This is a genomic window from Cupriavidus sp. 22TCCZM04-2, from assembly GCF_057798895.1.
The window spans coordinates 355894-380328 of sequence record NZ_JBYOJS010000002.1; the positions used below are offsets into that span (position 1 = coordinate 355894).

The 24435-nt window shown below is 66.7% G+C and carries 19 protein-coding genes; 17 read left to right on the forward strand and 2 right to left on the reverse strand.

Translation table 11 applies throughout. The features are described from left to right. The first annotated feature begins 172 nt into the window (after positions 1 to 172). The 14 genes from AC3FKG_RS05030 (at position 173) to AC3FKG_RS05095 (ending at position 19574) form a co-directional block, all read left to right on the forward strand. Entirely contained in the window at positions 173 to 1453 is a 1281-nt protein-coding gene (locus AC3FKG_RS05030) for a hypothetical protein (protein WP_488742564.1), read from the forward strand. Between the two features lie 160 nt (positions 1454 to 1613). Beyond that, positions 1614 to 2720: a ligase-associated DNA damage response exonuclease gene (locus AC3FKG_RS05035; RefSeq protein ID WP_488742565.1), complete on the forward strand. Its 1107-nt coding sequence runs from the start codon at positions 1614 to 1616 to the stop codon at positions 2718 to 2720. Then, on the forward strand, positions 2717 to 4417 hold the full coding sequence (locus AC3FKG_RS05040) for an ATP-dependent DNA ligase (RefSeq protein ID WP_488742566.1): 1701 nt from the start codon (positions 2717 to 2719) through the stop codon (positions 4415 to 4417). Before AC3FKG_RS05035 ends, AC3FKG_RS05040 begins: the two co-directional genes overlap by 4 nt. A 728-nt stretch (positions 4418 to 5145) precedes the next feature. Further along, positions 5146 to 6003 carry a response regulator transcription factor gene (locus tag AC3FKG_RS05045; RefSeq protein WP_483712819.1) on the forward strand — a complete coding sequence of 286 codons (858 nt, stop codon included), beginning with the start codon at positions 5146 to 5148 and terminating at the stop codon, positions 6001 to 6003. A 198-nt stretch (positions 6004 to 6201) separates the two neighbouring features. After that, a complete protein-coding gene (locus AC3FKG_RS05050; RefSeq protein WP_483712818.1) occupies positions 6202 to 6672 on the forward strand; it encodes a DNA-binding response regulator in 471 nt (156 codons plus the stop codon). A gap of 96 nt (positions 6673 to 6768) precedes the next feature. After that, positions 6769 to 7047, forward strand: coding sequence for a hypothetical protein (locus tag AC3FKG_RS05055; protein WP_483714426.1), 279 nt, complete (start codon positions 6769 to 6771; stop codon positions 7045 to 7047). A gap of 591 nt (positions 7048 to 7638) precedes the next feature. Continuing rightward, the gene (locus tag AC3FKG_RS05060) at positions 7639 to 8622 is read left to right on the forward strand and encodes a DUF1839 family protein (protein WP_483712817.1); all 984 of its coding nucleotides are present in this window, start codon (positions 7639 to 7641) and stop codon (positions 8620 to 8622) included. After that, positions 8619 to 10736, forward strand: a complete 2118-nt coding sequence (locus tag AC3FKG_RS05065) for a glycoside hydrolase family 2 protein (RefSeq protein WP_488742567.1) — start codon at positions 8619 to 8621, stop codon at positions 10734 to 10736. The genes AC3FKG_RS05060 and AC3FKG_RS05065 overlap by 4 nt, the downstream gene beginning before the upstream one ends. Before the next feature lie 290 nt (positions 10737 to 11026). Next, positions 11027 to 11749: a Crp/Fnr family transcriptional regulator gene (locus AC3FKG_RS05070; RefSeq protein ID WP_483712814.1), complete on the forward strand. Its 723-nt coding sequence runs from the start codon at positions 11027 to 11029 to the stop codon at positions 11747 to 11749. 93 nt (positions 11750 to 11842) lie between these two features. Beyond that, the gene (locus tag AC3FKG_RS05075; RefSeq protein WP_488742568.1) at positions 11843 to 14254 is read left to right on the forward strand and encodes a polysaccharide biosynthesis tyrosine autokinase; all 2412 of its coding nucleotides are present in this window, start codon (positions 11843 to 11845) and stop codon (positions 14252 to 14254) included. A 278-nt stretch (positions 14255 to 14532) separates the two neighbouring features. After that, entirely contained in the window at positions 14533 to 14784 is a 252-nt protein-coding gene (locus AC3FKG_RS05080; protein ID WP_483712812.1) for an acyl carrier protein, read from the forward strand. After that, positions 14781 to 15980, forward strand: a complete 1200-nt coding sequence (locus AC3FKG_RS05085) for an acyl-CoA dehydrogenase family protein (RefSeq protein ID WP_488742569.1) — start codon at positions 14781 to 14783, stop codon at positions 15978 to 15980. Before AC3FKG_RS05080 ends, AC3FKG_RS05085 begins: the two co-directional genes overlap by 4 nt. Positions 15981 to 15990: 10 nt before the next feature. Next, positions 15991 to 16995 carry an amino acid--[acyl-carrier-protein] ligase gene (locus tag AC3FKG_RS05090; protein ID WP_488742570.1) on the forward strand — a complete coding sequence of 335 codons (1005 nt, stop codon included), beginning with the start codon at positions 15991 to 15993 and terminating at the stop codon, positions 16993 to 16995. 20 nt (positions 16996 to 17015) lie between these two features. Beyond that, entirely contained in the window at positions 17016 to 19574 is a 2559-nt protein-coding gene (locus AC3FKG_RS05095) for a beta-mannosidase (RefSeq protein ID WP_488742571.1), read from the forward strand. Positions 19575 to 19646: 72 nt separating this feature from the next. Here AC3FKG_RS05095 and AC3FKG_RS05100 read toward each other — a convergent pair whose 3' ends face one another. Further along, a complete protein-coding gene (locus AC3FKG_RS05100; RefSeq protein WP_488742572.1) occupies positions 19647 to 20681 on the reverse strand; it encodes a DUF1839 family protein in 1035 nt (344 codons plus the stop codon). Positions 20682 to 20938: 257 nt separating this feature from the next. On the opposite strand from AC3FKG_RS05100, the gene AC3FKG_RS05105 reads away from it, so the two are divergent. The 3 genes from AC3FKG_RS05105 (at position 20939) to AC3FKG_RS05115 (ending at position 23637) form a co-directional block, all read left to right on the forward strand. After that, complete coding sequence (locus AC3FKG_RS05105; protein ID WP_488742573.1) at positions 20939 to 22057, forward strand: acyltransferase family protein; 1119 nt, start codon at positions 20939 to 20941, stop codon at positions 22055 to 22057. Positions 22058 to 22287: 230 nt separating this feature from the next. After that, entirely contained in the window at positions 22288 to 22905 is a 618-nt protein-coding gene (locus AC3FKG_RS05110) for a sugar transferase (protein WP_488742574.1), read from the forward strand. A 63-nt stretch (positions 22906 to 22968) separates the two neighbouring features. Continuing rightward, complete coding sequence (locus AC3FKG_RS05115; RefSeq protein WP_488742575.1) at positions 22969 to 23637, forward strand: hypothetical protein; 669 nt, start codon at positions 22969 to 22971, stop codon at positions 23635 to 23637. A gap of 50 nt (positions 23638 to 23687) precedes the next feature. Here AC3FKG_RS05115 and AC3FKG_RS05120 read toward each other — a convergent pair whose 3' ends face one another. Continuing rightward, positions 23688 to 24356 (reverse strand): acetyltransferase, encoded by a 669-nt coding sequence (locus tag AC3FKG_RS05120; RefSeq protein ID WP_488742576.1) that lies wholly within the window; start codon positions 24354 to 24356, stop codon positions 23688 to 23690. Between the last annotated feature and the right edge of the window lie 79 nt (positions 24357 to 24435).

The window sequence follows — 24435 nt, forward strand, 5'->3', positions numbered from 1 at the left end:
GATTCTTCTCGGAGGGCTTGCAACGGGCATCGGTGCTTCGCTGCTCCGGTGGCAAACAGGTCTCGCAGGCACTGAGGATCGCTCTGCCTCGCATCGTCCGGGAGACGAACCGACGAGCGTAAGGCGGTTCGGTGCGCGGGGAGATGGTGTTGCCGATGACACCGCTGCCGTCGTGGCTGCCGTGGCGGGGGTCAGGGATGGCGGTACGTTGGTGTTTCCGGCCGGCGGTCGCTACAGGCTGACGGAGGTGGACCTTTCCGGAAAGGCGGTCACGGTCATCGCGTACGGGGCCGAAATCATATGTGCCATGGAAGGCAAAGGAGCCATACGGAAAAGCGATCACGGAAAGAAGCTGACGATCTGCGGTGGCAATTTCACCGGGCGGGGTATCGGCATCAGGTGGGTGACCGGCACCAGCACGACTCAATACGATGATTTCTTGCTGGTCGGCGTCAATTTCATGAATGCCGACTACGGCGTGTATCTCGATGGGGTGCGCGAGGGGACGCTAGTTGGGTGTTCCTTCGACGGTGCGTTTGGCAACAAGGGGGTTTACCGTGTCAGGACAGTCAACACGCAGCTTATAGGCTGTAATTGGAAGAATACGGCGTATATGGTCAATGATGACGGTGACTACAGCCCTTATTCTGCTGGTCTGATCATCAATGGCGGTGCCGCCATCGGCTGTGCGATCGGCGTCTATTCCCAGGGAACTGATCTGGTAACGATCACCGGGGGGGCGGTCATTGATTATTGTGATGCCCCCGTATTGCTGCGTGGGGTTGATGGCGTCGAGATCAACGGTGGGTGCTACCTGTCAAGTCGCCAGCTTCGCGGGGGGAAATCCAATCCCGCGTTGGACGTCAGCCTGGCTGGCAACGGCGACCCCACGAGAAACCTCAAGATTGGCTTTATTTCAGCACTGAACCATTCGAACGATGCCGGCGCTGATTGCATCAGGCTGCGAGGCGTGGCATCTGGATTCCTGGTGCACTGTACGATTTCATTCTTTAGACGTTTTGGGATCGATTTCGCTGGCTGCACGCGCTTCCAGGTTAACGAGAACACGCTGGCTCGAGGGGCGGGCTCGCCTGCCACGACGGCAATCATTGAGTCGGCGGACGGTGAAAGCAGCAACAGCGTAAGCCGAAATGATACCGGGGGGATGCGGATATCTACCTTGTTCGCCAGGGTTGAAGGCAACCTGGGGTTCGCTACCGAAGGAAGTGGCGAGGCAATGGCCGCTGCAGATTCATCTTCGGTGATGGTGAAGCATGGCTTGAGCTATACACCGGCCAAGAGCGAAATTGCATTGACGGCCACCAACCGGGAGGCAGCGAACGCCAGGCCGTATATCGCGGCCGTATCATCCACGACATTCACGATCGGTTTCGCATCTGCCACAACGTCGAGTGCTAGCGTGGCTTGGCATGTAAAGAAAAAAACGTTCTGACCTGGCGCCGGGCACGGCCGAACCATTTGTCGGCGCCCACCGACACAATAATCATCCTCAGCCGCCTTCATTCCCTTCGGTCCCTCGACGTATGATGCCCTGGTCCCCCGCTGCGGGGTATCGCGACCGCCTGCCGGCCGCAGCGCATCAGGAGGCACGCTTGGACCCACCCCGACCGCTTCCCACCGACACGCCACGCGGCGGCGATCTCATCGTCGCCCGCCCGGAAGGCCTCTACTGCCCGCCCGGCGATTTCTATATCGATCCCTGGCGTCCGGTGGACCGCGCGGTCATCACCCACGCCCATTCCGACCATGCTCGCCCGGGGCACGCGCACTACCTGTGTGCCGAGCCCGGGTGCGGCGTGCTGCTGGCACGGCTGCCCAACATCCCGCTCGACACCTTGCCCTACGGCCAGCGCATCATCCACCACGGCGTCACGCTGAGCCTGCATCCGGCCGGGCATGTGCTAGGTTCCGCGCAGGTGCGGCTCGAATATGCCGGCCAGGTGTGGGTGGCCTCGGGCGACTACAAGCTCGAGGCGGATGGCACGTGCGACCCGTTCGAGCCCGTGCCTTGCGACACCTTCATTACCGAAAGCACCTTCGGCCTGCCGGTCTACCGCTGGCCCCCGCAGGCGGCGCTGATGGCGGAGATCTTCCACTGGTGGCAGGCCAACGCGCAGGCGGGGCGCGCCAGCATCGTCTACGCCTACACCTTCGGCAAGGCGCAGCGCATCCTGCACGGCTTGCTGCGCCACGCCGGCGCGGACAGCCTGCCCGGGCCGGTGATCGTCCATGGCGCGCTGGCCATGCTCAACGCCGCCTATGCCGAAGCGGGCGTGGCGCTGCCGCCGATGTCGGTGGCCACCGACCTGCCGCCGCGCAGCCCGCTGCTGCGGCAGGCCCTGGTGGTGGCACCGCCCTCGGCGCAGCGCTCGCCGTGGCTGCGCCGCTTTGGCGATGCCTCCGATGCCTTCGCCAGTGGCTGGATGCAACTGCGCGGCACGCGCCGCCGCCGTGGCGTGGACCGCGGCTTCGCGCTGTCCGACCATGCCGACTGGCCCGGGCTGCTGCAGGCAATCGATGCCACCGGCGCGAAGCGCATCATCGTGACCCACGGCAACGTGCCGGTGATGGTGCGCTACCTGAGCGAGCGCGGCTGGCAGGCGCAGGCCTTCGAGACTGAATTCGGCGATGACGACGATTCCGTGCGCACCGAGGCCCAAGCGGAGTCGGTCGCCGACGGCGAGCCAGCGTTGCCATGAAGGCCTTCGCCGAGCTCTACGCCGCGCTCGACGGCACCACCTCGACGAAGGCGCGGCTGGCTGCGCTGGTGGACTACCTGCGCGCGGCGCCGCCGCAGGACGCCGCCTGGGCGGTCTACTTCCTGGCCGGTGGCAAGCCGCGGCAGATCGTGCCGGTGTCGATGCTGCGCGAGCTGGCGCGCCAGGCCGCCGACCTGCCGGACTGGCTGTTCGAGGAAAGCTACCAGGCCGTCGGCGACCTGGCCGAGACCATCGCGCTGCTGCTGCCGGACCCGACGGATGCCGACCGCGCCGGCCTGGCCGAATGGGTCGAGCAGCGCCTGCTGCCGCTGCGCGGGTTGCCGCCTGAAGCCTTGATACCGCGTCTGGACGCACTGTGGCGGCCGCTCGACGCGCACGGCAGGCTGGTGCTGTTCAAGCTGATCACCGGTGCGTTCCGCGTGGGCGTATCGCGGCTGCTGGTGACGCGCGCATTGGGCGAGGTGGCGGGCATCGATCCCAAGCGCGTGGCCGAGCGCATGGTCGGCTACACGGACTTGTCGGCGCGGCCCGACCCGGCACGATTCCAGGCGTTGATCGCATCGGAAGGCGAAGACGATCGCGCGCTGCGGGCCGGTGGCCAGCCCTACCCGTTCTTCCTCGCGCATCCGCTGCAGGCGCCGCTGGAGCAGTTCGACGCTGTGCTGGGCGCGCCCGAAGACTGGTTGGTCGAATGGAAGTGGGATGGCATCCGTGCGCAGCTCGTTTGCCGTGGCAGCCAGACCTGGCTGTGGTCGCGCGGCGAGGAACTGATTACGGAGCGTTTCCCCGAGATCGTCGACGCGGCTGCGGCGCTGCCCGACGGCACCGTGCTGGATGGCGAGATCGTGATCTGGCAGCAGGGCCGCGTGCAGCCCTTTGCGCTGCTGCAGCAGCGCATCGGCCGCAAGACGCTGAATGCAAAGCTGCTGCGCGAAGCGCCCGCCATCCTGATGGCCTATGACGTGCTCGAATGGCAGGGCGAGGACTGGCGTTCGCGGCCGCAGGCCCAACGCCGTGCGCAGCTGGACCAGGTCATCGCCCGGCATGTGCATCCGTCGCTGGAACTGAGCCCGCTGGTCCAGGCCGATGACTGGCCGCACTTCGCCAGGCTGCGCGAGGCCTCGCGCGATCTCGGCGTGGAGGGCTTTATGCTCAAGGCTGCCAGCGCGGCCTATGGCGCGGGACGTACCAAGGATGTGGGCGTCTGGTGGAAGTGGAAGATCGACCCGTACTCGGTCGACGCCGTGCTGGTCTACGCGCAGCGGGGGCACGGCCGGCGCGCCAGCCTTTATACCGATTTCACCTTTGCGGTCTGGAGCGCGCCGCCCGGCACGCCGGGCCGCACGCTGGTGCCGTTCGCCAAGGCGTATTCCGGCCTGACCGATGAAGAGATGCGCGCGGTCGACGCCATCGTGCGACGGACCACGGTGGAGCAGTTCGGCCCCGTCCGCAGCGTGGAGCCGACGCAGGTATTCGAGCTGGGCTTTGAGGGCATCGCCCGAAGCGGGCGGCACAAGAGCGGTATTGCGGTGCGCTTTCCGCGCATGCTGCGCTGGCGCACCGACAAGCCGATCGAGGAAGCCGATACGCTGGCCACGCTGGAAGCCATGCTGCCCGGCGCCGGCAAGGTTGATCAGGTGGGAAGTCCCGTTTCATCGAGTACAGAATCGAGCTGAGCCTTCAGCAGGCCGAGCAGGCAAAACACGCTGAAGCTGGCCTCGGATCGTTCGCATTGCAGTTCGGACAAGCGTCGCGTGTTGCGGATCGTGAATCGATAAGACGGATCGCATTTGTCTCGGGACCGTCACCAAGCCTCTGGGCTGTGGTGATGACTTGCTGGTCGTGCTTGGTACGCGGCGAGGCGATCATCTAAGTAGCCTGAGCGCGACATTTCATGCTCATCCACACCCCCCTCTTCAGCGGGGAGCCGCCCTCAAACTCATGCCACCGCACCCCCCGATCGGGGGTCGTCATACTCGCGAACCCGTCATTGATATAACGCATTCTGCACAGCACGTCTCTCAACGAGACGATGACACCACATATCCTTCCCCGCGCGCATCATGAAAATTGACCATGGGGAAAACCCGCTCCGTCCGGAGCAGTCTTGCTTTCCTCCAACCCCTTTCATATGCTGGTTACCAGAGTTACGAAATTTTACATCTGAGTTCAATGGCGTCGAAGAACGCCATCGGGTTTGATAAGCGTCGGATAGACGCAAACGGGGCGATTCAACATCTCCAAGCGAAGGGACCATCAGCAGGCCGGACGGGTACGCTGAAGGGGCTGGAGCGCTGTCGGATCGTAGGGAAAATGCATCCCGCAGGATAGCGAGGCATTTTCCGACCGCAAGTGCGGGTTGTCGCAGGGTTCGCGCTTGCCGCTACAAGAAAAGAGAGCGGCCATGGCCACCATCCTCTTGATCGAGCCTCATCCACTGTTGCGCCTGGGGCTGCGCCATCTGCTGGCGCAAGCACACATCCCCGGGGACCTGATCGATATCGATCCGCTGGCGCCCATTGAATCTGACCTCTGGCTGCATGGCGCAGACCTGCTGGTGTTCGGACTGCCGTCCGACCCCGGCAGCGGCTGCCATCAGCTGGCCCAACTGTGCGAGTGCCTGCAGCCGCAGCGCGTGCTGGTGCTGGCCGAATCCCCGGCCGCTGCGCTGGCCACCACCGGCTTGCCCGAGTCCGTGCGTGGCTGCATGCACAAGCACAGCAGTGCCGAGGCGCTGGACGCAGCGGTGCGCCTGGTGCTGGCCGGTGGCGAGTGTTTCCCGTCCCGCATCCAGATGGAAAGCGCCGCAGCCATGACCGATGTGCCGATGACTCACGGCATGCTGTCCGACGCGGCGGCCGGCGAGGCCCGCAACGTCGTGGCCCTGCAACGCGGCCATGGTTTGCCGGCGACAGGCACCCACGTGGAATCGGCACAGCCCGCACCGCGCACCGTGTCGCTGTCGCATGTAGGCGGCTACGAAACACCGTCCGCCGGCGCGCACCTGCTCAACATCACCGAGCGGCAGTACGAGGTGCTCGCACTGCTTGCGCGCGGCTATCCGATCAAGACCGTCAGCCGGATCCTCAACATCTCGGTCGCCACCGCCAAGACGCATGCGTGCACGCTGTACCAGCGGCTGCACGTGCGCAACAAGGGGGAAGCGGTCTACGTCGCACTCCAGCGCGGTGCCACGCTCAACTGGGCCGGTCCGCCAACGGCCGGCCAGCCGCAGATGTCCGCGGGCATGGCGGCGGCATAGTCGCTGCCGGGCGGTCTCATCCTTCTGTAGAGCCGGGCTCATCCAAAAGCATGAGGCAGGCGTTGCGGCGGGTTGCTACGTTTCGAGTGAAGGCCCTGGCGCGCCCCGCTTGCCGCGCCGGGCAGGCGCGTACAACGTGCTCCCATTCTCCAACGGTGGTATTGCTTCCGCGGCCAGGGCTGCCGCTCCATACCGTCAATGTCGACCTATCTGATTGCCAGCAATGAAGTGATGTGCCGGGTCCTGGCCCGCCGGCTGCAGGCGCTCAGCCTGCCCAGCCCGATCCGCTGGCGCGCGCCGCAATGGCTCGACGAAGCCGATGACTGCATTCCTGCCGAACAAGCCGAAGACCCCGCCGACATGGCGCTGCTCGATTGCAGCGGGGTCGAAGGCGATCAACGCGCGCTGCTCGACCGCCTGCACGCCAGGCTGGCGCCGCGGCGCTGGCTTGTTATCTCCGACCGGCTCGATGCTTCGCTGATGCTGCATGCCGCGTTGCTCGGCGCGAGCGGTTGCCTGGCGGCGCCGGTATCGGCGGAGCTCGTGTGCGCCGCCACGGCGCTGATCTGGGCGGGTGGCCAGTGTTTCCCGCGCACCGCGCTCACGCTGGGCGATGGCACGCCGCTGTCCTCCCTCGTTTGCCCGGTGGGGACTACGGCGACCGGATGAGGGCGAATCGCGCGCAACGCGGCTATGCTTGATTTGCCCGCGACAGAAGCTGGTCCCGCTTCAGAGGCCGCCGCCGCGGGAGTGCAAGGGGGTCGTATGGAGTGCGGTCTGGAATTCCTCGTCGTGCGCGGCTTTGCCGTTCGCGAAGGGCGGGGCAAGTGGGCATGTTGCTTCGAAATCCGGCTGGCCACGCAAAGCGATGAACCGCTGCTGTACCGCGGCGAGCTGCATGGCCGGCAATTCGACTGCGAATTCGCGGCCGCCGAGGCGGCCCGCGAGGCAGGCGAGCGCGAGGCGCGACTGCGCGTGGACAGCCTCAAGGCTCTCATCATTGCCCAGCACCGCCACCGCGTCCCGGAATCATTTGTTCCGTAAGCTGAGGTCACAGCGCGAGCTTTGCGAAAGAGAGGATGGGCGTTAGCGACGTCGATCCGCTCAAGCTTGCCGGCCAGTGCGTCGCACAGCAGCCGAAGGCAATGATGCAATACCGGTCGCAAAGGCCGCAGCAGGTCGCCACCACCCATCCCCCGGCAGAGAACCAAAAAAGAAGCCCGCCGACCGGGGGACCATGCGGGCTTTGAACCGTGCAAGCCGTGTAAAGCGCTTGCACGTCCCATCGACGATAGGCAATCGCCGTCCTGCCCTCCATCCGCCAGAAGCACCATGCGTGCGGGGTCGCGCACCAGGCATTCATTCCTACTTCAACCCTGCCGCGGCCATGCGATGACCCCTTCGCGACCCGCCGCGCGCAGGCCCGCGGGACTCTGTGCGCCGTCCAACAGACTGCCGTGAACACGCCGCGCAATGATCGCCAGCACGACCGGTCATAGCAGCAGCGGATACGGTGGGGGAGGCGCGCAGGACAGGAGTAGATGCACGGGCATTCGACTGCAGGCGCGCTGGCGCGTGCAGCCCTGGCCGTGCGCGCCCGTGAACGCAACGTCTTGGCACGCGCGGAGGCCAATGGTGTACGGCGACACAAAGATGCGTGGGCGTGGCGGTCCGGGATTGCGCGGTGGAAATCCGGTCTGGTCGCACGTCAACAGCCATGTCGATCTGTGGATCGAACTGCTGCATGGCCTGGACCTGCCACCGATCGCGGCGCTGCCTTGCACCGTGAGGCAGGCGTTTGAAGCGGATCATTTTACGCAGTGCCGGATACCCGAAGCCGATCTCGAGCGGCTGTTCGGCCTGAGCATCCATGCGCTGACCTTGTATGACTCGCTCGAGAGCCACGTGGCCGCGCAGACCAGCCGCGGCAATATCGTGGTGATGGAAGTCGACAGCAGCCAGCTCCCGCCTGCGCCGGGCGCTGCTTACCATCGACAGCGCACGCTTTCATGCATCGGCATCGACGTGATGATTCCCGATGCGCTGGCCGTGGGGTATTTCCATTCGGACGGCTATCACACGGCCAGCGGCGAAGACTACACCGCGCTGTTCGGGCGGGTGGCCGGCACCCGCAACCCGGAAGTCCAGATCTTCACCCACGCCGACGTGGTGCGCCGCAATCCCTGCACCCACAGTGAGGCGTCGTTGCTGAAGGCCTCTCTGGAACTCTTTCGCTTTCACCTGGCGAACCGCCCGTCCGACAATCCGGTCAGCACCTTCCGAGCAGCGTTCCCCGAGCATCTCGATCGCCTGATGGCGCGCGGCGAGCCGGGCTTTCATCACTATGCGGCCGGCGTGCTGCGCCAGCTCGGCGCCAACTTCGAACTGCTTGCGCGTTATCTGCGCTGGCTGGTCGCGCAGGGCGAGCCGGTGCCCGACAAGACCGCCGAGGCCTGCTACACGATGGCATCGGAGGCCATGGTCATGCAGTTCCGGCTGATGCGCGCGGTGATCAGCCGCAAGCCCGACACCTGCGAAGATTGCCTGGACCAGCTCGAAGCCTCCTACCAGGCCTGCGTACCGGTACTGGCGCGGCATTTCGCGGGGAGCAAGACGTGACGACAGTGCCCGCCATCGCTGCGCGCGGGCGCCGCGATGCGCGGCTGCCCGGAGTGCTGCGCGTGCCGGGCGACTGGTCGTGGCTCGAAACACTGCCTGGCGCCGCGGACAGCCCGGCTTGCCTCGACGAGCGCGCGGCGTGGCTGCCGGCGCCGGTGCCGGGCACCGTGGCCGACGCCTTGCGCGTGGCAGGCCGCTGGCGCGAGACCACGTCAGCGGTGCATCGGCACGATTACTGGTATCGCCTGCGCTTTGCCGGCACCGGGCGCCGGCTGCTGCGCCTGCGCGGCCTGGCCGGCGCGGCGCAGGCCTGGGTGAACGGGCGCCCGATCGCCGCACCGCAGGCTCTGTGCGACGCCTGTGATGCCGAAGTGGAGCTTGCTGGCATCAACACCCTGCACTTGTGCTTCCGGGCCAGCGTGCCGCGCCTGCATGCGGCGCGCGGCACGCTGTGCTGGCGCACGGCACCGGCCTTCCAGTCGGCCCGCGTCATCGGATATGCCGCGGCCGAGGACATGCCGCTGCACGCGGTGGGCCTGTTGCAACCCGTCGAGATGCTAGAGCTGGGCGGCAGCGACGCGCTTGCCGATGCCGCGGTGGATCTCCGCGCCGGACTTCAGGATGGCGCGGGCCGTGTGGCGCTGCGCCTGCATCTGCATCGTGAAGCACCGGCGCAGGCGAGCCTGAGCCTTTGCAACGCGGATGGCGCCGTGCATGCGCCGCTCTTGCGCGAGAACGCCTTTACGCTGGAAGCCGATGTGCGCGTGGACGCCCCGCGCTTCTGGTGGCCCCATACGCATGGCCAGCCGGCGCAGTATCGCGTGCTGGCCGAAGCGGGCGGACACGTGCTCGATTGCGGGCGGCTCGCCTTGCGCAGCGTGCGCGTCGACCGGCAGGGAAGCGATCCCTTGCCTCGCATCAACGATGTGCCGGTGTTCTGCCGGGGCGCACGCCTGGACGCCGCCGAGCTGGCTGCGCTCGTTTCGTCGCCGCTGGCCGCGCGCCACCGGTTGCGCCTTGCGCGCGGAGCTGGCCTGAACGCGCTGGTTCTCGATCGCGACTGCGCGCCGCCCGCCGATTTGCGCAGCGCCTGCGATGCGCTCGGCATCCTGCTCTGGCGCGAAGGCATGCCAGCGCCCGACACCGCATGGTTTCCCGAGATCGCAGCTGTGCCGTGCGCGCGCACGCTCGACGCGCTTGGCCTGTCGCAAGCGCTTGGCGATCCGCGCTGGAAGGCCGGCGTATTGCACCGGAGCGGCACGCTGTGCGATGCCGAGGATGCACGCGACCGGCACTTGCTCGCGCTGTACGGCGTGGATCCGCCGCAGCTGCGCCGCACGGATCCGCAGCGCTATCTGCGCCTGTCGCGTGCGCTGGCCGCGGAACTGGCGAATGACTTCATCGCCGGTTGCCGCCGCGCTGGCGGCCAGTCCGGACTGGCGTTGGTGCCGGCGCTGCGCGATGTGGCGCTGGCCAATGGTGCCGGTGTGATCGATGTGCTGGGACGGCCCAAGTCGGCCTGGCATGCGATACGGGCCGCAAGCCGCCCGCTGCAGGTCCTGCTCGGGACCGATGCCGCGGGCTGCCTCCGCGTGGACCTGCTGAACGAGACCGCGAGCGCGCGAGACATCCGCCTCAGGGTTTGCTGGGTCCGGAACGGCATGCACGTACACGCCGAGTCAATGCAAATGCTGCAGCTGGCGCCGCGTCAGTCGCTCGTGCTGACGCCGCGGCCGCAGCACGGCGGTTCCCCCGAAATGGGCGATATCGTGCTGGCCACGCTGACCGACGCCCGCAGCGGCGCGCCGCTCAGCCAGGCGGCGCACGTGCCCGATCGCCGCGCGCAAGCGCTGCCGCAGGCGGGCCTGCAAGCCGAAGTGCGGCAGGACGCGGGGCACTGGTGGCTGGAGATATCGGCTACGCATTTCGCGCGCTGGGTGCATATCGAGGACGATGTGCTGCGGCCGTCGCAGGACTGGTTCCATCTCGCGCCCGGTGCGCGAACGCGCATCCGACTTTTGCATGAAGGCGGCCATACGTCTCAACCCGGAGTCATGCCCGCCGGCAAGGTCTGGGCCCTGAACCAGGATCACCCCGCCTGCTACGCCGCCTAGCGGCCCCCCTTCCGCCTTCGCCTGCGCGCGGGGAGGCGCCGCGAGCACGCAGCCCTGCATGTCCGCTTTCCGGCCGACCTACCAATGGATGACGGCGCACCAGCCGTCTGCCTACTGTCCCATTGGCAATCCATGGCGCTAAATACAGACACCGGGTCAGGTGCATTGCCGCAGGGTGCGGGTCCGCGGCAGGCCTGTCCGGGAGGGAACACCAATGCAAAGCGCCGGCACGGCGGGACAAGCCGCCGACAGGTAGATTCTTGCCCGGATACGGGATGGGGGGTACGGAAATGATCACGCATCGCTCGGATCTGAATGCCAACTATCTGCTCAATGCCTTGCCGCGCAGCGAATGGGAATCGCTGGCGCAGCACATCGAGCTGGTGCGCCTGCGTGCCGGCGAGTTGCTGACGGATTCGGGGCAGCGCATCGTCCATGTGTACTTTCCCACCACGTCGGTGGTGTCGCTGCTGTCCTTGCTGGAAGACGGCGCCACCGTGGAAATCGCCGCGGTCGGCAATGAAGGCCTGGTCGGCGTGCCGGTGGTGACCGGCGGCGACACCATGCCCTGCCGCGTGGAAGTGCGCAGCCCGGGCCTGGCCTACCGTGTCCCCGCGCGGCTGCTGCGCAGCGAGTTGCCGCGCACTCCCACGCTGCAACGGATCACGCTGCTCTACGTGCAGGCGATGCTCACGCAGATCGCGCAGACGGCCGCCTGCAACCGGCACCATTCGCTGAACAAGCAACTGTGCCGCTGGCTGCTGCTGGCGGTGGACCGGCTCAGCTCGAACGAGCTGGTGATCACGCAGCAGGTCATCGCCAACATGCTCGGCGTGCGCCGCGAGGGCGTGACCGAAGCCGCCGGCAAGCTCGAAGACCTTGGCCTGATCCATCACAGCCGCGGCCACATCACGGTGCTGGATCGCTGCGGCCTGGAGAAGCATTCCTGCGAGTGCTACAAGCTGGTCAAGCGCGAATACGACCGCCTGCTCCCAGCGCTGGCGCATGCCTGAGGCGGGAACGCCGCACCAGAACCGCTATGGCCGGTGCCGCAGCACACGCTGCGTGTCCGGCCTTCATCGCTTTGAGGATGAGGAGTCGTGTCCGTGAGCAGACTGTCCTATGCCGGTGCACCGGCCGACCGGGAGATGCCCCGGCATGAAGCCCCGGTGGCGCGGGCCTTGCGGGCTCGCGTCCTGCTGGACCATCTGGGATGGATCGTCGCCGCCGGAGCGCTCGGCGCGGCCATCGGCGGCATGGTGGCGCTGTCGTCCCCGCTGGAATACCGTGCCCAGGCGCTGGTGCAGGTGGAAGGCAAGGAGGGCGCCGCGCGCAATGCCGGGCAGACGCAGCCGGGCGCGCAGCTCGACGCCGGCCTGCTGCGCAGCCGTGCCATCGTGGCGCCGGTGGTCGAGGCATTGCACCTGGACATCACCGCGCGGCCGGTGCGCGCGCCGCTGCTCGGCGCGCTGTTCGAGCGATGGTCCACGCCAGGCCAGCCGCGTGGCACGTGGCTTGGCTATGCATGGGGCGGCGAGCGGCTCTTGCTGGACCGCCTGGCCGTGCCGGAGCGGCTGGTGGACCAGCCCATGATGTTCGAAGTGCTACGGGATGGCAGCTACCGCATCAGCTACCAGGACACCGCGCTGGTCGAAGGCGTGGTCGGCGAGAATGCCGCCGGCAACGGCGTGGAGCTGCGCGTGGCGCGCATCGAGGCCGCGCCCGGCACGCGCTTCCTGCTGACGCGCCATGACCCGGCCCGCATCGCCGATGCGATCCGGCAGGGCCTGGTCGTCGACAGCGAAAGCGGCGAGTCCGGTGGCAGCACGGTCCGCGTCGCCTGGCAATCTCCGGAGCCGGGTGCCGCCGCCGCGCTCGTCAATGGCGTGACGGCCGCCTACATCAGCGGACAGACCGCCCAGCGCCGCGGCGACGTCGCCGACTCGCTGGCCTTCCTGACCGGCGAGTTGCCGCGCGTGCAGGCCGAACTCGCGCGCGCCGAAGAGGCGCAGAGCCGCTATCGCGCCCGCACCGGCTCGATGCAACCCAGCCGCGACGCGCAATCGTTCCTGAACAACAGCATGGAGTACCAGCGCCAGATCACCGCGCTCAGGATGGAACGGACCAAGCTGCTGCAGCGCTTCACCACGGATGCGAACGAGGTCAAGACCGTCGACAGCCAGATCCAGCAGATGACGCGCGATCGCGCCGAGATCGATGCCCGCATGCAGAGCCTGTCGGCCTCCGAACGCGAGGCGGTGGCGCTGGCGCGCGACGTCAAGGTGGCCGAGGACATGTACATGACGCTGCGCACGAAAGTCGAGCAGTTGTCGCTGCAGCGTTCGGACAACTCCAGCCAGATGCGGCTGGTCGACAAGGCCATCGTCCCGGCGCGCTCGGTCGGCCCCGGGGCCTGGCCGTACGTCTCCGGCGGGCTGCTGCTGGGCCTGTGCCTTGGCGTGGCAGGCGTCGGCGTGCGCCAGCGCCTGAAGCCATCGCTGGCCACGGCCAACGATGCCGAGCAGCGGCTTGGCATTGCCATGCTGGGGGATGTCGCCTTCAGCGACGAACAGGCGGAGCTCGAACGCGAGATCGACGCCAAGCGGCGCCTGGGCATTGCCGCGGGTTTTGCCTTGCACGCGAACAGCCGCCTCGAGGCCCCGCGCGCGGGCACGGCGCTCGTCGATGCATCCGCCATCGACGAGTCCGACAGCGATTGCGCGGAAAGCGAACGGCTGCTCAGGCAGGGACTGCATGACCATTTCCTGCTGGCCCGGCGCGCGCCGCACTCGCTCGCCGTGGAAGGGCTGCGCAGCTTGCGCGCGGCGCTGCATTTCTCGCTGCGTGGTGCGCCCGATGGCGTGGTGGCCGTGACCAGCCCCGCGGTGGGCGCGGGCAAGACGTTCTCGGCGGTCAATCTCGCGGTGCTGTTCGCCGAAGCCGGCCAGCGCGTGCTGCTGGTCGATGCGGACCTGCGCCGCGGAAAGATCGCCGACTGGTTCGACCAGCCGCCAGAAGGCGGGCTTGCCGAAGTCCTGGCCGGCCGCCTGCAGATTGCCGAGGCCGTCCGGCCGACCGTGGTCAGCGGGCTATTCATCCTCACGCACGGCAAGACGCCAACCAACCCGTCCGAGCTGCTGATGCTGCCAACGCTGGCGGACAACCTGCGCCGCTGCGCGGGCCGCTTCGACCTGGTCATCGTCGACACGCCGCCCGTGATGGCGGTGGCGGACGCGACGCTGGTCGCCAGCCTGGCGGGATCGACGCTGCTGGTCATTCGCGCCGACGTCACGCCGGCGGAGCAGGTCAACGAAACCCTCAAGCGCCTGGCGCGCGCCGATGCGCGGCTGATGGGCGGCATCCTGAATGGCGTGGTGCAACGGCGCAGCAACCGCGCGGATTTCAACAGCATCAATCCGTACCTCGGGATGCCCTTGCCGCGTGCCGCGATCAAGCATCCGGCGTTGACCAACCATGCCGACAAGGCGGCGGACGCATCGGGTACGAAGGCCGCATGAGGTAGCCCGGCGGCAGCCGGGCGTACCCGTTTCTGCGTGGCCCCATCCACGTCCATTCGGCTTTCTTTCGGCGTCCATTCCGAGTCCGATAGCGATCGGCGCGCGGGTCCATACCACGATCAGGTGTTCTTCGCCCGCGACGATGCACGGCTGCAACATCCGGGGCGATCCGGTGATTCGAAGATGCAACGTTCGTGTGGCACCGCACCGATTTCTTCACCCGCCTTAGGCCAAATGGGTGAAACACGGGCCAGCAGGCTCGCCTCGGGAGCGCAAGCATGAAAGCAGCCATACGTACCATCCTTTCGGAAGTCGCCCGGCTCGATGTACCGGTGGAGTCGTTGGACGACCAGGCCGACCTGTATGCGGCGGGACTTTCCTCGCTCGCTACCGTGCATGTCATGCTGGCGATGGAGAACGAATTCGGCATCGAGATCCCGGACCGGCTGTTGACCCGCCAGTTGTTCCGCAGCATCAACTCGCTGGCCGCCGCGGCGGAGCTGATCAAGCAAGAACAGGAGGCCGCATGAAACCCGTCCTTGCCAGCGTGGAGCTGGCGCATCCGCGGCCCGATGTCATGGATGCCGGCGACTGGCTGGCCGCAGCGCACCGCGCGGTGCCCGAGGCGGCCCGCTTTGCGGACCAGGTTGACGGCGAAGCGCGTTTTCCGCACGAAGCCTTCGCGGTGCTGCGCGAGCAGAAGCTGCTTGGCGCCATGGTGCCCGTGGCCTTCGGTGGCGGCGGCGCGTCCCTGGACACCATCGCAGGCGTCTGCCGCATCCTCGGAAGCGCCTGTGCCTCGACCGGGATGATCTACGCCATGCACCAGATCCAGGTGGCGTGCCTGGTCAACCATGCGAGCGACAGCGCATGGCATGCGCAGCTGTTGCGGCGCCTGGCCGGCGAACAGTTGCTGCTGGCCTCGGCCACGTCGGAAGAAGCCATCGGCGGCGCCTTGCGCAACAGCGGCTGCGCCATCAATGTCGACGGCGCCAGCCTGCACCTGCTCAAGATGGCGCCGACCATATCCTATGGCGCGCACGCGGATGGCATTCTCGTGACCGCGCGGCGCAGTCCCGATGCTTCGCCATCGGATCAGGTCATGGTCAGCGTGCTCAAGCCCGACTATGCGCTGGAAAGCCTGTCCACGTGGGACACGCTGGGCATGCGCGGCACCTGCAGCAATGGCTACCGGCTGGAGGCCCGTGGCCATACAGACCAGGTTCTCCCGGTGCCGTTCGGTGAAATCGCCGACGCCACCATGACGCCCGTGTCGCACATCCTGTGGTCCGCGCTGTGGACCGGCATTGCGGCCGATGCGGTGCAGCGTGCCAAGTCGCTGTTCCAGGGCCAGGCCCGCGCCCGCCCCGGAACGCTGCCGCCATCGGCCACGCGCGTGGCGGAAGCCGTGGCCATCATTCAGATGCTGGAAGGCAGGCTCGCACTCGCGTTGACGCACCAGCGCGAGCGTGACGCGGGCCAGAGCATGTCGGCGACTTTCAACCTGGCGGCGGAAATGAATGGCCTGAAGACCAGCGTGTCGGCCATGGCGCTGGAAGCGGTGCATATCGCGATGCTGGTCTGCGGCATGGCCGGCTACAAGCACGGCACGCCCTTCAGCCTGGGCCGCCACCTGCGCGACCTGTGGTCCGCGCCGCTCATGATCAACAACGATCGCATCCTGACCAACACCGCCAACCTGTTGCTGGCGGACCGGTCCGCGTAAGGAACCGACCATGGAAAATGCCAGCAGCGCTTATGCGCCGGACGACGAATCGCCGGCCGCTTCCGGCCGCAGCTATACCTCGCCAAAGCCCGCACCCGACCCCGACGCGGGGCGTCGCGCTTACCGGCAGGCGCTGATCGATGCGCGCGTGCTTTATCCGAGCGCGGTCGACGGCATTTACGGCCGGAGCGGCTTGTTCGAGAGCATTGCCGATGGCCTGAACGCCGCCGTGACCCAGCTTGGCGCCGATCAGCACGCGGAAGTGATGCGCTTTCCCCCGGCCATGCCGCGCCAGGATTTCGAGGCCAGCGAGTACCTGAAGAGCTTTCCGCAGCTGGCGGGTACGGTGCATTGCTTCTGCGGCAGCGATCGCGACCACCACCGCCTGCTGGCGCGGCTCGAACAAGGCGAGGAATGGGCCGACCAGCAGCGCCCGACCGATGTCGTGCTGGCGCCCGCGGCGTGCTATCCGGTGTATCCGCTGATTGCGTCGCGCGGACCCATGCCCGTCGAAGGGATGGTGGTCGACGTGCTCACATACTGCTTCCGCCATGAGCCGTCGATCGATCCCGCACGCATGCAGATGTTCCGGCAGCGCGAATACGTGCGGCTCGGTACGGCCGAGCAGATCGTCGCGTTCCGTCAGGTGTGGATCGAGCGCGGCAAGCAGCTTGCCGGCATGCTGGAGCTGCCCCATGAGGTCGATCTGGCGAACGATCCGTTCTTTGGCCGCGGCGGCAAGATCGTCGCCGACAGCCAGCGCGAACTGAAGCTGAAGTTCGAACTGCTGGTGCCGATCAACGATGGCGCGCCGCCCACGGCCTGCATGAGCTTCAACTACCACATGGACCATTTTGCCCATGCGTGGCCCTTGCGCACGGCGGACGGCGAGCTGGCCCACACCGGTTGCGTCGGCTTCGGCATCGAGCGCCTGACGCTGGCATTGCTGCGCCATCACGGCTTCGAGCTGGCGAAGTGGCCGCGGCGCGTGCGCGAGGCGCTCGGGGGCCTCTGACACGCCGCGACGAGTGCCTCATGACGCAGCACAACTGCCTGGACACCAGCCGTGTGCCGATCTGGGGCGCGGTGCCGGCCGGCCGGCCAGGGATCGGCATCGTCAGTGCCGCGCTCGACGGGGCATGGACCTGGGCGCAAATGGCCGCCGGCGCCGCGCAAAGTCCCGCGGCCTTGCCGGCCGGCATGGCGTGGTTGCCAGCCCCGGTTCCGGGCACCGTGGCCGGCGCGCTGCGCGCCGCAGGGCGCTGGGACGACGCGGCACCGCCGCCCTTGCACGCGTACGACCATTGGTATCGCACGGCGTTCAGCGGCCAGGGCCGCAAGACGCTGCGCTTCAACGGCCTCGCCACGGTCGCCGAAGTCTGGCTAAACGGCACGCTGGTACTGAGCACGCGGCACATGTTTGTCGCGCACGAGGTCGAGGTCGACCTCGCCGGCGACAACGTGCTGCATATTTGCTTTCGCGCGCTCGAACCCTGGCTGCGCAAGCAGCGCGGTCCAGTGCGCTGGAAGCCAAGGATGATCGTGCCGGCGCAGTTGCGCGCGGTGCGCACGACGCTGCTGGGCCACATGCCGGGCTGGTGCCCGCCGGTCCATGCGGTCGGGCCGTGGCGGCCCGTGGAACTGCTTGACCCGGCCAGCGGCGATATCCTGCACGGCCTGCGCGCCGACTTGCGTGCGCGCATGCAGGAACACGGTGGAGTGGTCTCGGTGCGCCTGCATTTTCCGGCAACGGCGCCCGCATCGGGATCGTTCGAGGTCAGCGACCAATCGGGAAGCCGCCATTGGGGCGCGTTGACGCGAACCGATGGCCACACGCTGGAAGGTGCCATCCATATCGATCGCCCGCGGCTATGGTGGCCGCATACGCATGGCGAGCCGCATCTCTACGGCGTCGAAGCGAGCATCGAAGGGCGCAGGGTCCACTGCGGCCGCGTGGGCTTTCGCAGTGTCTCGCTCGGTCCGTCCGAGGCATCGGGCGCATTCGCGCTGCACATCAATGGCGAGCCCATATTCTGCCGCGGCGCCTGCATTTCCAGCGTGGACCTGCCCGGCCTGGCCGACACCGAAGAAGCGTCCCGGCGCTGGCTGGCACTGGCGCGCGCGGGCGGCATGAACATGGTCCGCGTGAGCGGCGTGACGTGCTATCCGGGCGACGCCTTCTATCGGGTTTGCGATGAACTGGGACTACTGGTCTGGCAAGATTTCATGTTTGCCAACTTCGACTACGGCAGCATCGGACCCGGCGTTGGCCTGATGGAAGATGCGGCGCGCGAAGTGGCCGAATGGCTGACTTCGACGCGCACGCATCCGTCGATCGCGGTGGTCTGCGGTGCCAGCGAAGCGGAACAGCAGGCCGCCATGCTCGGGGCCGCGCGCAGTGACTGGAAGCAACCGCTGTTCGATGCCCTGATGCCGGACCTGGTTGCCACGCATCGGCCCGATGTCGTGTACGTCGGCAACTCGCCCAGTGGCGGTGCCTTGCCGTTCCAGCCCGATACCGGCGTCAGCCACTATTACGGCGTCGGGGCCTACCAGCGGCCGCTGGCCGACGCGCGGCTGGCGCAGGTACGGTTCGCCTCCGAATGCCTGGCCTTTGCCAATGTCCCGTGCGACCGCACGCTCGCTGAGAACGGTTCGCCCCCGCTGCATTCGCCGCGCTGGAAAGCGAGGGTGCCTCGCGATGCCGGCGCCTCGTGGGACTTCGAGGATGTGCGCGAACACTACCTGCGCACCTTGTATGACGTCGATCCCGCGCGCCTGCGCTATGAACAGCCCCAGCGCTACCTGATGCTGTCGCGCGCGGTGGTGGCCGAGGTGATGAGCGATGTCTTCGCCGAATGGCGGCGCGTTGGCTCCAGTTGCGCGGGCGGGCTGGTCTGGCAGTTCCAGGATCTGCTGCCGGGTGCCGGCTGGGGCATTGTCGATGCGTGCGGCAGGCCCAAATCGGCCTGGCACGCGTTGAGGCAGGCCTGGCAGCCGCTTCAGGTACTGATCACCGATGAAGGCCTCAACGGCCTGCACCTGCACGTGCTCAACGAAACGGCGCAGGCGCGTGCGTTGTGGCTGGAGCTGCGTTGCCTGCGCGATGGCGAGGTCGTCGTGGCTCAGGCGCGACAGCTGCTCCAGCTGCCTGCCCACGGCGCGGCCTGCGTAGAGGCGGCCGCGCTGCTCGACCGGTTCTTCGATTTCACCTATGCCTACCGCTTCGGCCCGCCCACGCACGACGTGGTGCAGGCAACGCTGCGCGCGGAAGAGGGTGGCGAGACGCTGAGCCAGGCCGTGTACCTGCCTGATCGTCGCGCCGCCGCACTCAAGGCGCCGGATCTGCAGGCCCGGCTCGAACGCGTGGATGACGACTGGTGGCTCACCGTCACGGCCCGGCGCTTTGCGCGCTGGGTGCATATCGAAGACCGCAGCTACGACGCCAGCGAGAACTGGTTTCATCTCGCGCCGGGCGACAGCCGGCGGCTTCGGCTCGTGTTCGATGGCAAGTCCGGCGGCGATGCCGCGCCGGCGCCCTCCGGCGAAATCTACGCGCTCAACGCCGAGCACCCGCTTGGCTACGACGGATAGCGGCGCACGACATGCCCGCTGTGGTGCGCGCGATTCCCGTCGCCGGCGAGGCGACGGGAATCGTCGAAGGCTTCAGGCGGCCGCCGCGACCGAGGGGCCGAAGGCCGCAACCAGGTTGTCGATGGTCTTCTCGTAGCCGGATTCCAATGCCTCCAGGCTCTGCGTGCAAGGATCGGCGCGGCGACGCGCGACGGCACGGGCCAGGCGGAACTGCAGCACCTTTGCTTCCGTCGCGATGGCGCTTGCCGTCTCGGCGGCCTCGGCCGTCAACGGTGTACCGCGGCCCTGCTCGTCGAGCCACCGCAGCCAGTGATGCAGCATCTCGAAGTTCGCCCCGAGCTGACGGGGCAGGTTGAAGGTGTAGAGGTGGAAGTAGGCTTCGTCGCGCGCCAGCAGCGTGTCCATATGCGCGTCGAATTCCTGCCGCCAGTGGCTGACGGGATTGATGACGGGCAGCCGCACCAGGTGCCGGCGCATCAGCGCGACCGAGGCATCGGCCATGGCCGGCATGGCCAGCGCGGGCCGTACGCGCTTGGCGCATTCGGCATAGGGAAAGAGGATGTTGCCGTTGCCGCTCAGTTCCGGCGACAGCCGCAACAGGCCGCGATAGTCCTCGTCCTGCGCGCTGTGATAGCCCAGGCTGTGGAAATACGAGAGCCGTTGTGCCTGGGGATTGATGTAGTCGATCGCCACCGTGGTCTTGACGTGTTCGCGCCGGTACGCCGTGGCGTGCGTATCGGGCAGATAGAAGCTGTCGACCTCGACCAGCACCGTATGGCCGCGCTCGACCTGCGCGACGACGTGCGCGAGCAGCGTGTCATAGACCGCCATTTCCTGGACCACCGTGCCGTACAGCGTCTCCAGGTCGGCTTGCGGATACTTGAAGAAGGTGAAGTGGTCGCCTTCGAAGTCCTGCGCCACCGTGAACGGCAGCGCGGCGCGCGGATCGAGACCCCAGGCGTGCAGCAGTTCGACCCACAGGTCGATATAGCAGTTGGTTTCCTGCCAGATCGCATCGGGACCGTGCAACGGGTGGGGGGGAAGCGCGGCGGGCGTGGTGGCGTCGAGCCCGCCACCGCCTTCGCTGGGTACGGTCGTAGATTTCATGTGGATCCTCTGCACCGGTCAACGCCGGGCGCGCGGCAAGCCCGATCGTCGAGGCTGACTGTACCGATGCACCCGGGTGGCATCGGTGCGCTCTCCAACAGATGCCCGGCGCTTCGCAGGCATGGGCATACCGGAACACCACCGCATGTGTGGGACGGGCAACAGTGCTGCCGTTTGCCGAGCGCCAGAATGTCAGGACAAAGCCCCCGTTCGGGGCATACATAGCCGTCCAGGCCACCATCGGGAGCGCACGAACCATGTCCAAGCCAATGCTGTCTTCCGTCCAGTGCCTGCGTGCCATCGCAGCGATGGCGGTCGTTGCCTACCATTGCGCTGCCACCATACAGATCCACGGCTGGAAACCGGGGATCGTGAGCCATGCGTCCGCGTGGGGATGGGCGGGTGTCGACATCTTCTTCTTTATCTCCGGCTTCGTCATGGTGATGACGACTGCGGGGCGAGACCGGGGCATGGTGGCGGCAAGGGAATTCATGGCCGCCCGGATCGCGCGGATCGCCCCGATGTACTGGCTGCTCACAAGCGTGATGCTGGCGATCGTGTGGTGCGTGCCGAGCCTGAAGACGACGGAGTTCACGCTGACGCAAGCGGTGACCTCGTATCTCTTCATCCCCTACGAGGCGCGGGAAAGCGGCAGCTATTACCCGATCCTCTATGTTGGCTGGACGCTGACCTACGAGATGTTCTTCTATGCGGTGTTTGCCGTGTCGATCTGCTTTGCGGAATCACGCAGCCGGCTGGTCCTCATCGCTATTTTTGCAGGGCTTTCCGTCCTGTCATTGACGCGGCCGTCGGCGTACATCTTCAGGTTCCTGACCGATCCGTTGTTGCTGGAGTTCATATTCGGCTGCGTCTTCGCCTGGTCTTATCGAGCCGGCTTCAGAGTCTCCGCGCGCACGTCGGCCATCATCATTGCCGCCGGTGTGCTGGGGTTCTGCGTCGGGACGCCTGCCTCCGACATGGCGCACAGGGTCGTATGTGCGGGGATTCCGGCAGCGCTGCTGGTCTCGGGGGTGATCCTCAGGGAAGCCGCGGGTGGCTGGAAAGGAAGTGACCTCCTGCAGCAGGTCGGGGACGCATCATATTCCCTGTACCTGCTGCAGGCGTTCACGATTCCGGCGTTTGCACGGGTGCTTGCCGGAGCCGACAGACATCGCTTCCTGCCAGGGGACCTGATCTGTCTATCGCTCGTGTTTGCGTCGGTGCTTGTAGCGGCCTTTGTCTATCGCACCGTTGAACGTCCTGTCGATATCAGGGTACGCGCGTGGATCAGGGGCTATCGGCAGGTGCATGCCGCTGATCATGCCGCGCTGGCGAAACAGGCGGCCAGGGTCACGCAGCGCGACCACGGGATGTAAGGGTGAAGTGCACACTGTGCCCGCCGCCACATATCGATCATCGGGAGCGTTTGTGCTCGATTATATTTATCGAATGGTGCAGATCGGCCAGGGTCTGTCTTTGCGCAGAAGGCCGGCGCACGATATCAGGCGGGTGACGAGCCTCGTCCTGCGGTGTTCCGCATCCAGGTTGCGAACGTTGTGGCTTGCCTCGCCAAAAGGCCGAAATTCAATGATTGGCAGGAAGCATCATGAAGCGCATCTTTGACATCGTCCTCTCCGTGGTGGGCCTGCTGCTGCTCGCCATTCCTCTTCTTGTCTTGATCTGCGCCGTCCGCCGGAAGCTGGGCACGCCGGTTTTCTTCCGGCAAGTGCGGCCAGGACTGCATGGCCAGCCCTTTCATATCGTCAAGTTCCGCACCATGACCGATGCGCGCGGGCCGGATGGCGAGTTGCTGCCCGACCCGGACCGGCTCACGAAGTTCGGTGCGTTCCTTCGCGCTACCAGTCTCGACGAGCTGCCCGAGCTCTGGAACGTCCTGAAAGGCGATATGAGCCTGGTGGGCCCGCGCCCGCTGCTGATGGAGTACCTGCCGCTTTACTCGGCGGAACAGGCGCGTCGCCATGATGTTCGTCCCGGCATCACCGGGCTGGCGCAGATCAGCGGGCGCAACGCGATCAGCTGGGAGGAGAAATTCAGGCTGGATGTGTGGTACGTGGACCATGTGTCCGTCTGGCTGGATATCGTGGTGCTGTGGCGGACGGTCAACAAGGTGCTGGCGCGGGACGGGATCAGTGCGGCGGGAGAGTTTTCGGCGCCGCGGTTCAGGGGGAGCCCACGGCATGCGGCGGATGCCGATGGTGTGTAAGGCCCTCGGCATCATCATTCCGCATTTCGCCAAGCCGGATGCAGACGGCGACCTGGAGCGAGCGTGCATATTCCCTGGTTCCTAGTTGCGCGGTTTGGCGATGCGTCTTTCCTGTTTCCACTCGCGGCCTTTGTTGCGATGCGTCTCGCATACCAGGGGTTCTGGAAGCAGGCCTACTATTGGCTCTTCACACTTTGCGCGGGCGCGTCCGCGATCGTCGCGGGAAAGCTGGCTTTCGAGTTCGGTGGCTGGTCCATCCCCTCTGCCAACCTGTACAGCATCAGCGGACACGCCATGCTGACCGCTGCCGTCTATCCGATGTCGTTGACCGTGCTGGGGTCGATCTGGGGCGAAAAGGCGGCCCGCATGGGAACGAGGGCCGGCATCGGCGTGGCGTTGCTCGCGGCGGTCGCGCTGATCGCAGGCCGCTATCACACGATGGCGGAGACCGTGATCGGCATGGGCATCGGGTTCATCGTGACGTGGGCGAATCTGCGTCCTTCCCGCAGGAAGATTCCGGCTGTCCGGGCGCCCGCCCTGAATTGCCTGGTGCTGGCCCTGGTCCTGGTCGTGCTGGTTCCTGTATCGCTGTATCCGATCCGCGTGCAGCTGTGGTCGAAAGGGTTGGACTGCCTTGGCGTTACCGAGCGATATTCGCGCAGGATAGCGATTGACCCGATCTCCGGCGGAACCGTCGTGACGATCTTCGTCCAGTGGCGTCTACGTTCCTAGCGGGGCCGCCGCAGACGGGGCGTATGGTGGCCGCGCAGGCCACGCCCAACCTATTCGTCACGAACGCGGCGTGAAGCAATCTGGTACGCCCCGGAAGTGACGAACTGCCGGTCCTTGACATTGGATGACACGCCTGTGTGAGAGTCCACCATGCATTCCGCGCCGACGCTGACGCCGGGATACACCGTGGCGCGGGTACCCAGGAAGCAGCCGGGTCCGACGGAAGAATTGCCATTCAGTACGACATGCGGGGAAAGCACCGAGCAGTGGCCGACGGAAGCCCCATGGCCGATGCCGCAGAACGCATTGGCAACCACGCCGTCCTCCACCGATGCATCGCGGCTCACGACGGTAAACGGGAAGATCAACGCGGCCATGCCCAGGCGGGACGACGTTGAAACCAGTGCCGTGGCATGGACATACGAGGGCATCATGGCGCCTTGTTGCGATAGCCAGGTGAGTACCTCGCGACGTGCTCCGGGCGAGCCAATGGCAACCATCACCCCCTGATGGGGCGCGGCAACGAACTGCCGGATCGGACCGAGGTTGGGCCGGTTCACGCCATCCGGTACCTTGCCGGGCGTGTCGTCAATGAAGCCGACCACCGGCGGTCCCCCATCCAGGGCTTCCCTGTCAAGGTAATCAAAGAGCTCCAGCCCCAGGCCGCCGGCCCCGGCGATCACGATGGAGACCACTGAGGATGCAGTGATGAGTGGCATGGCGACCTCGCCTACGTCAGTCACCGGGGCCTGGCAGACGGCTCCGGAGCGGGACTTGCAAAAAGGCCTGGCCTATCTT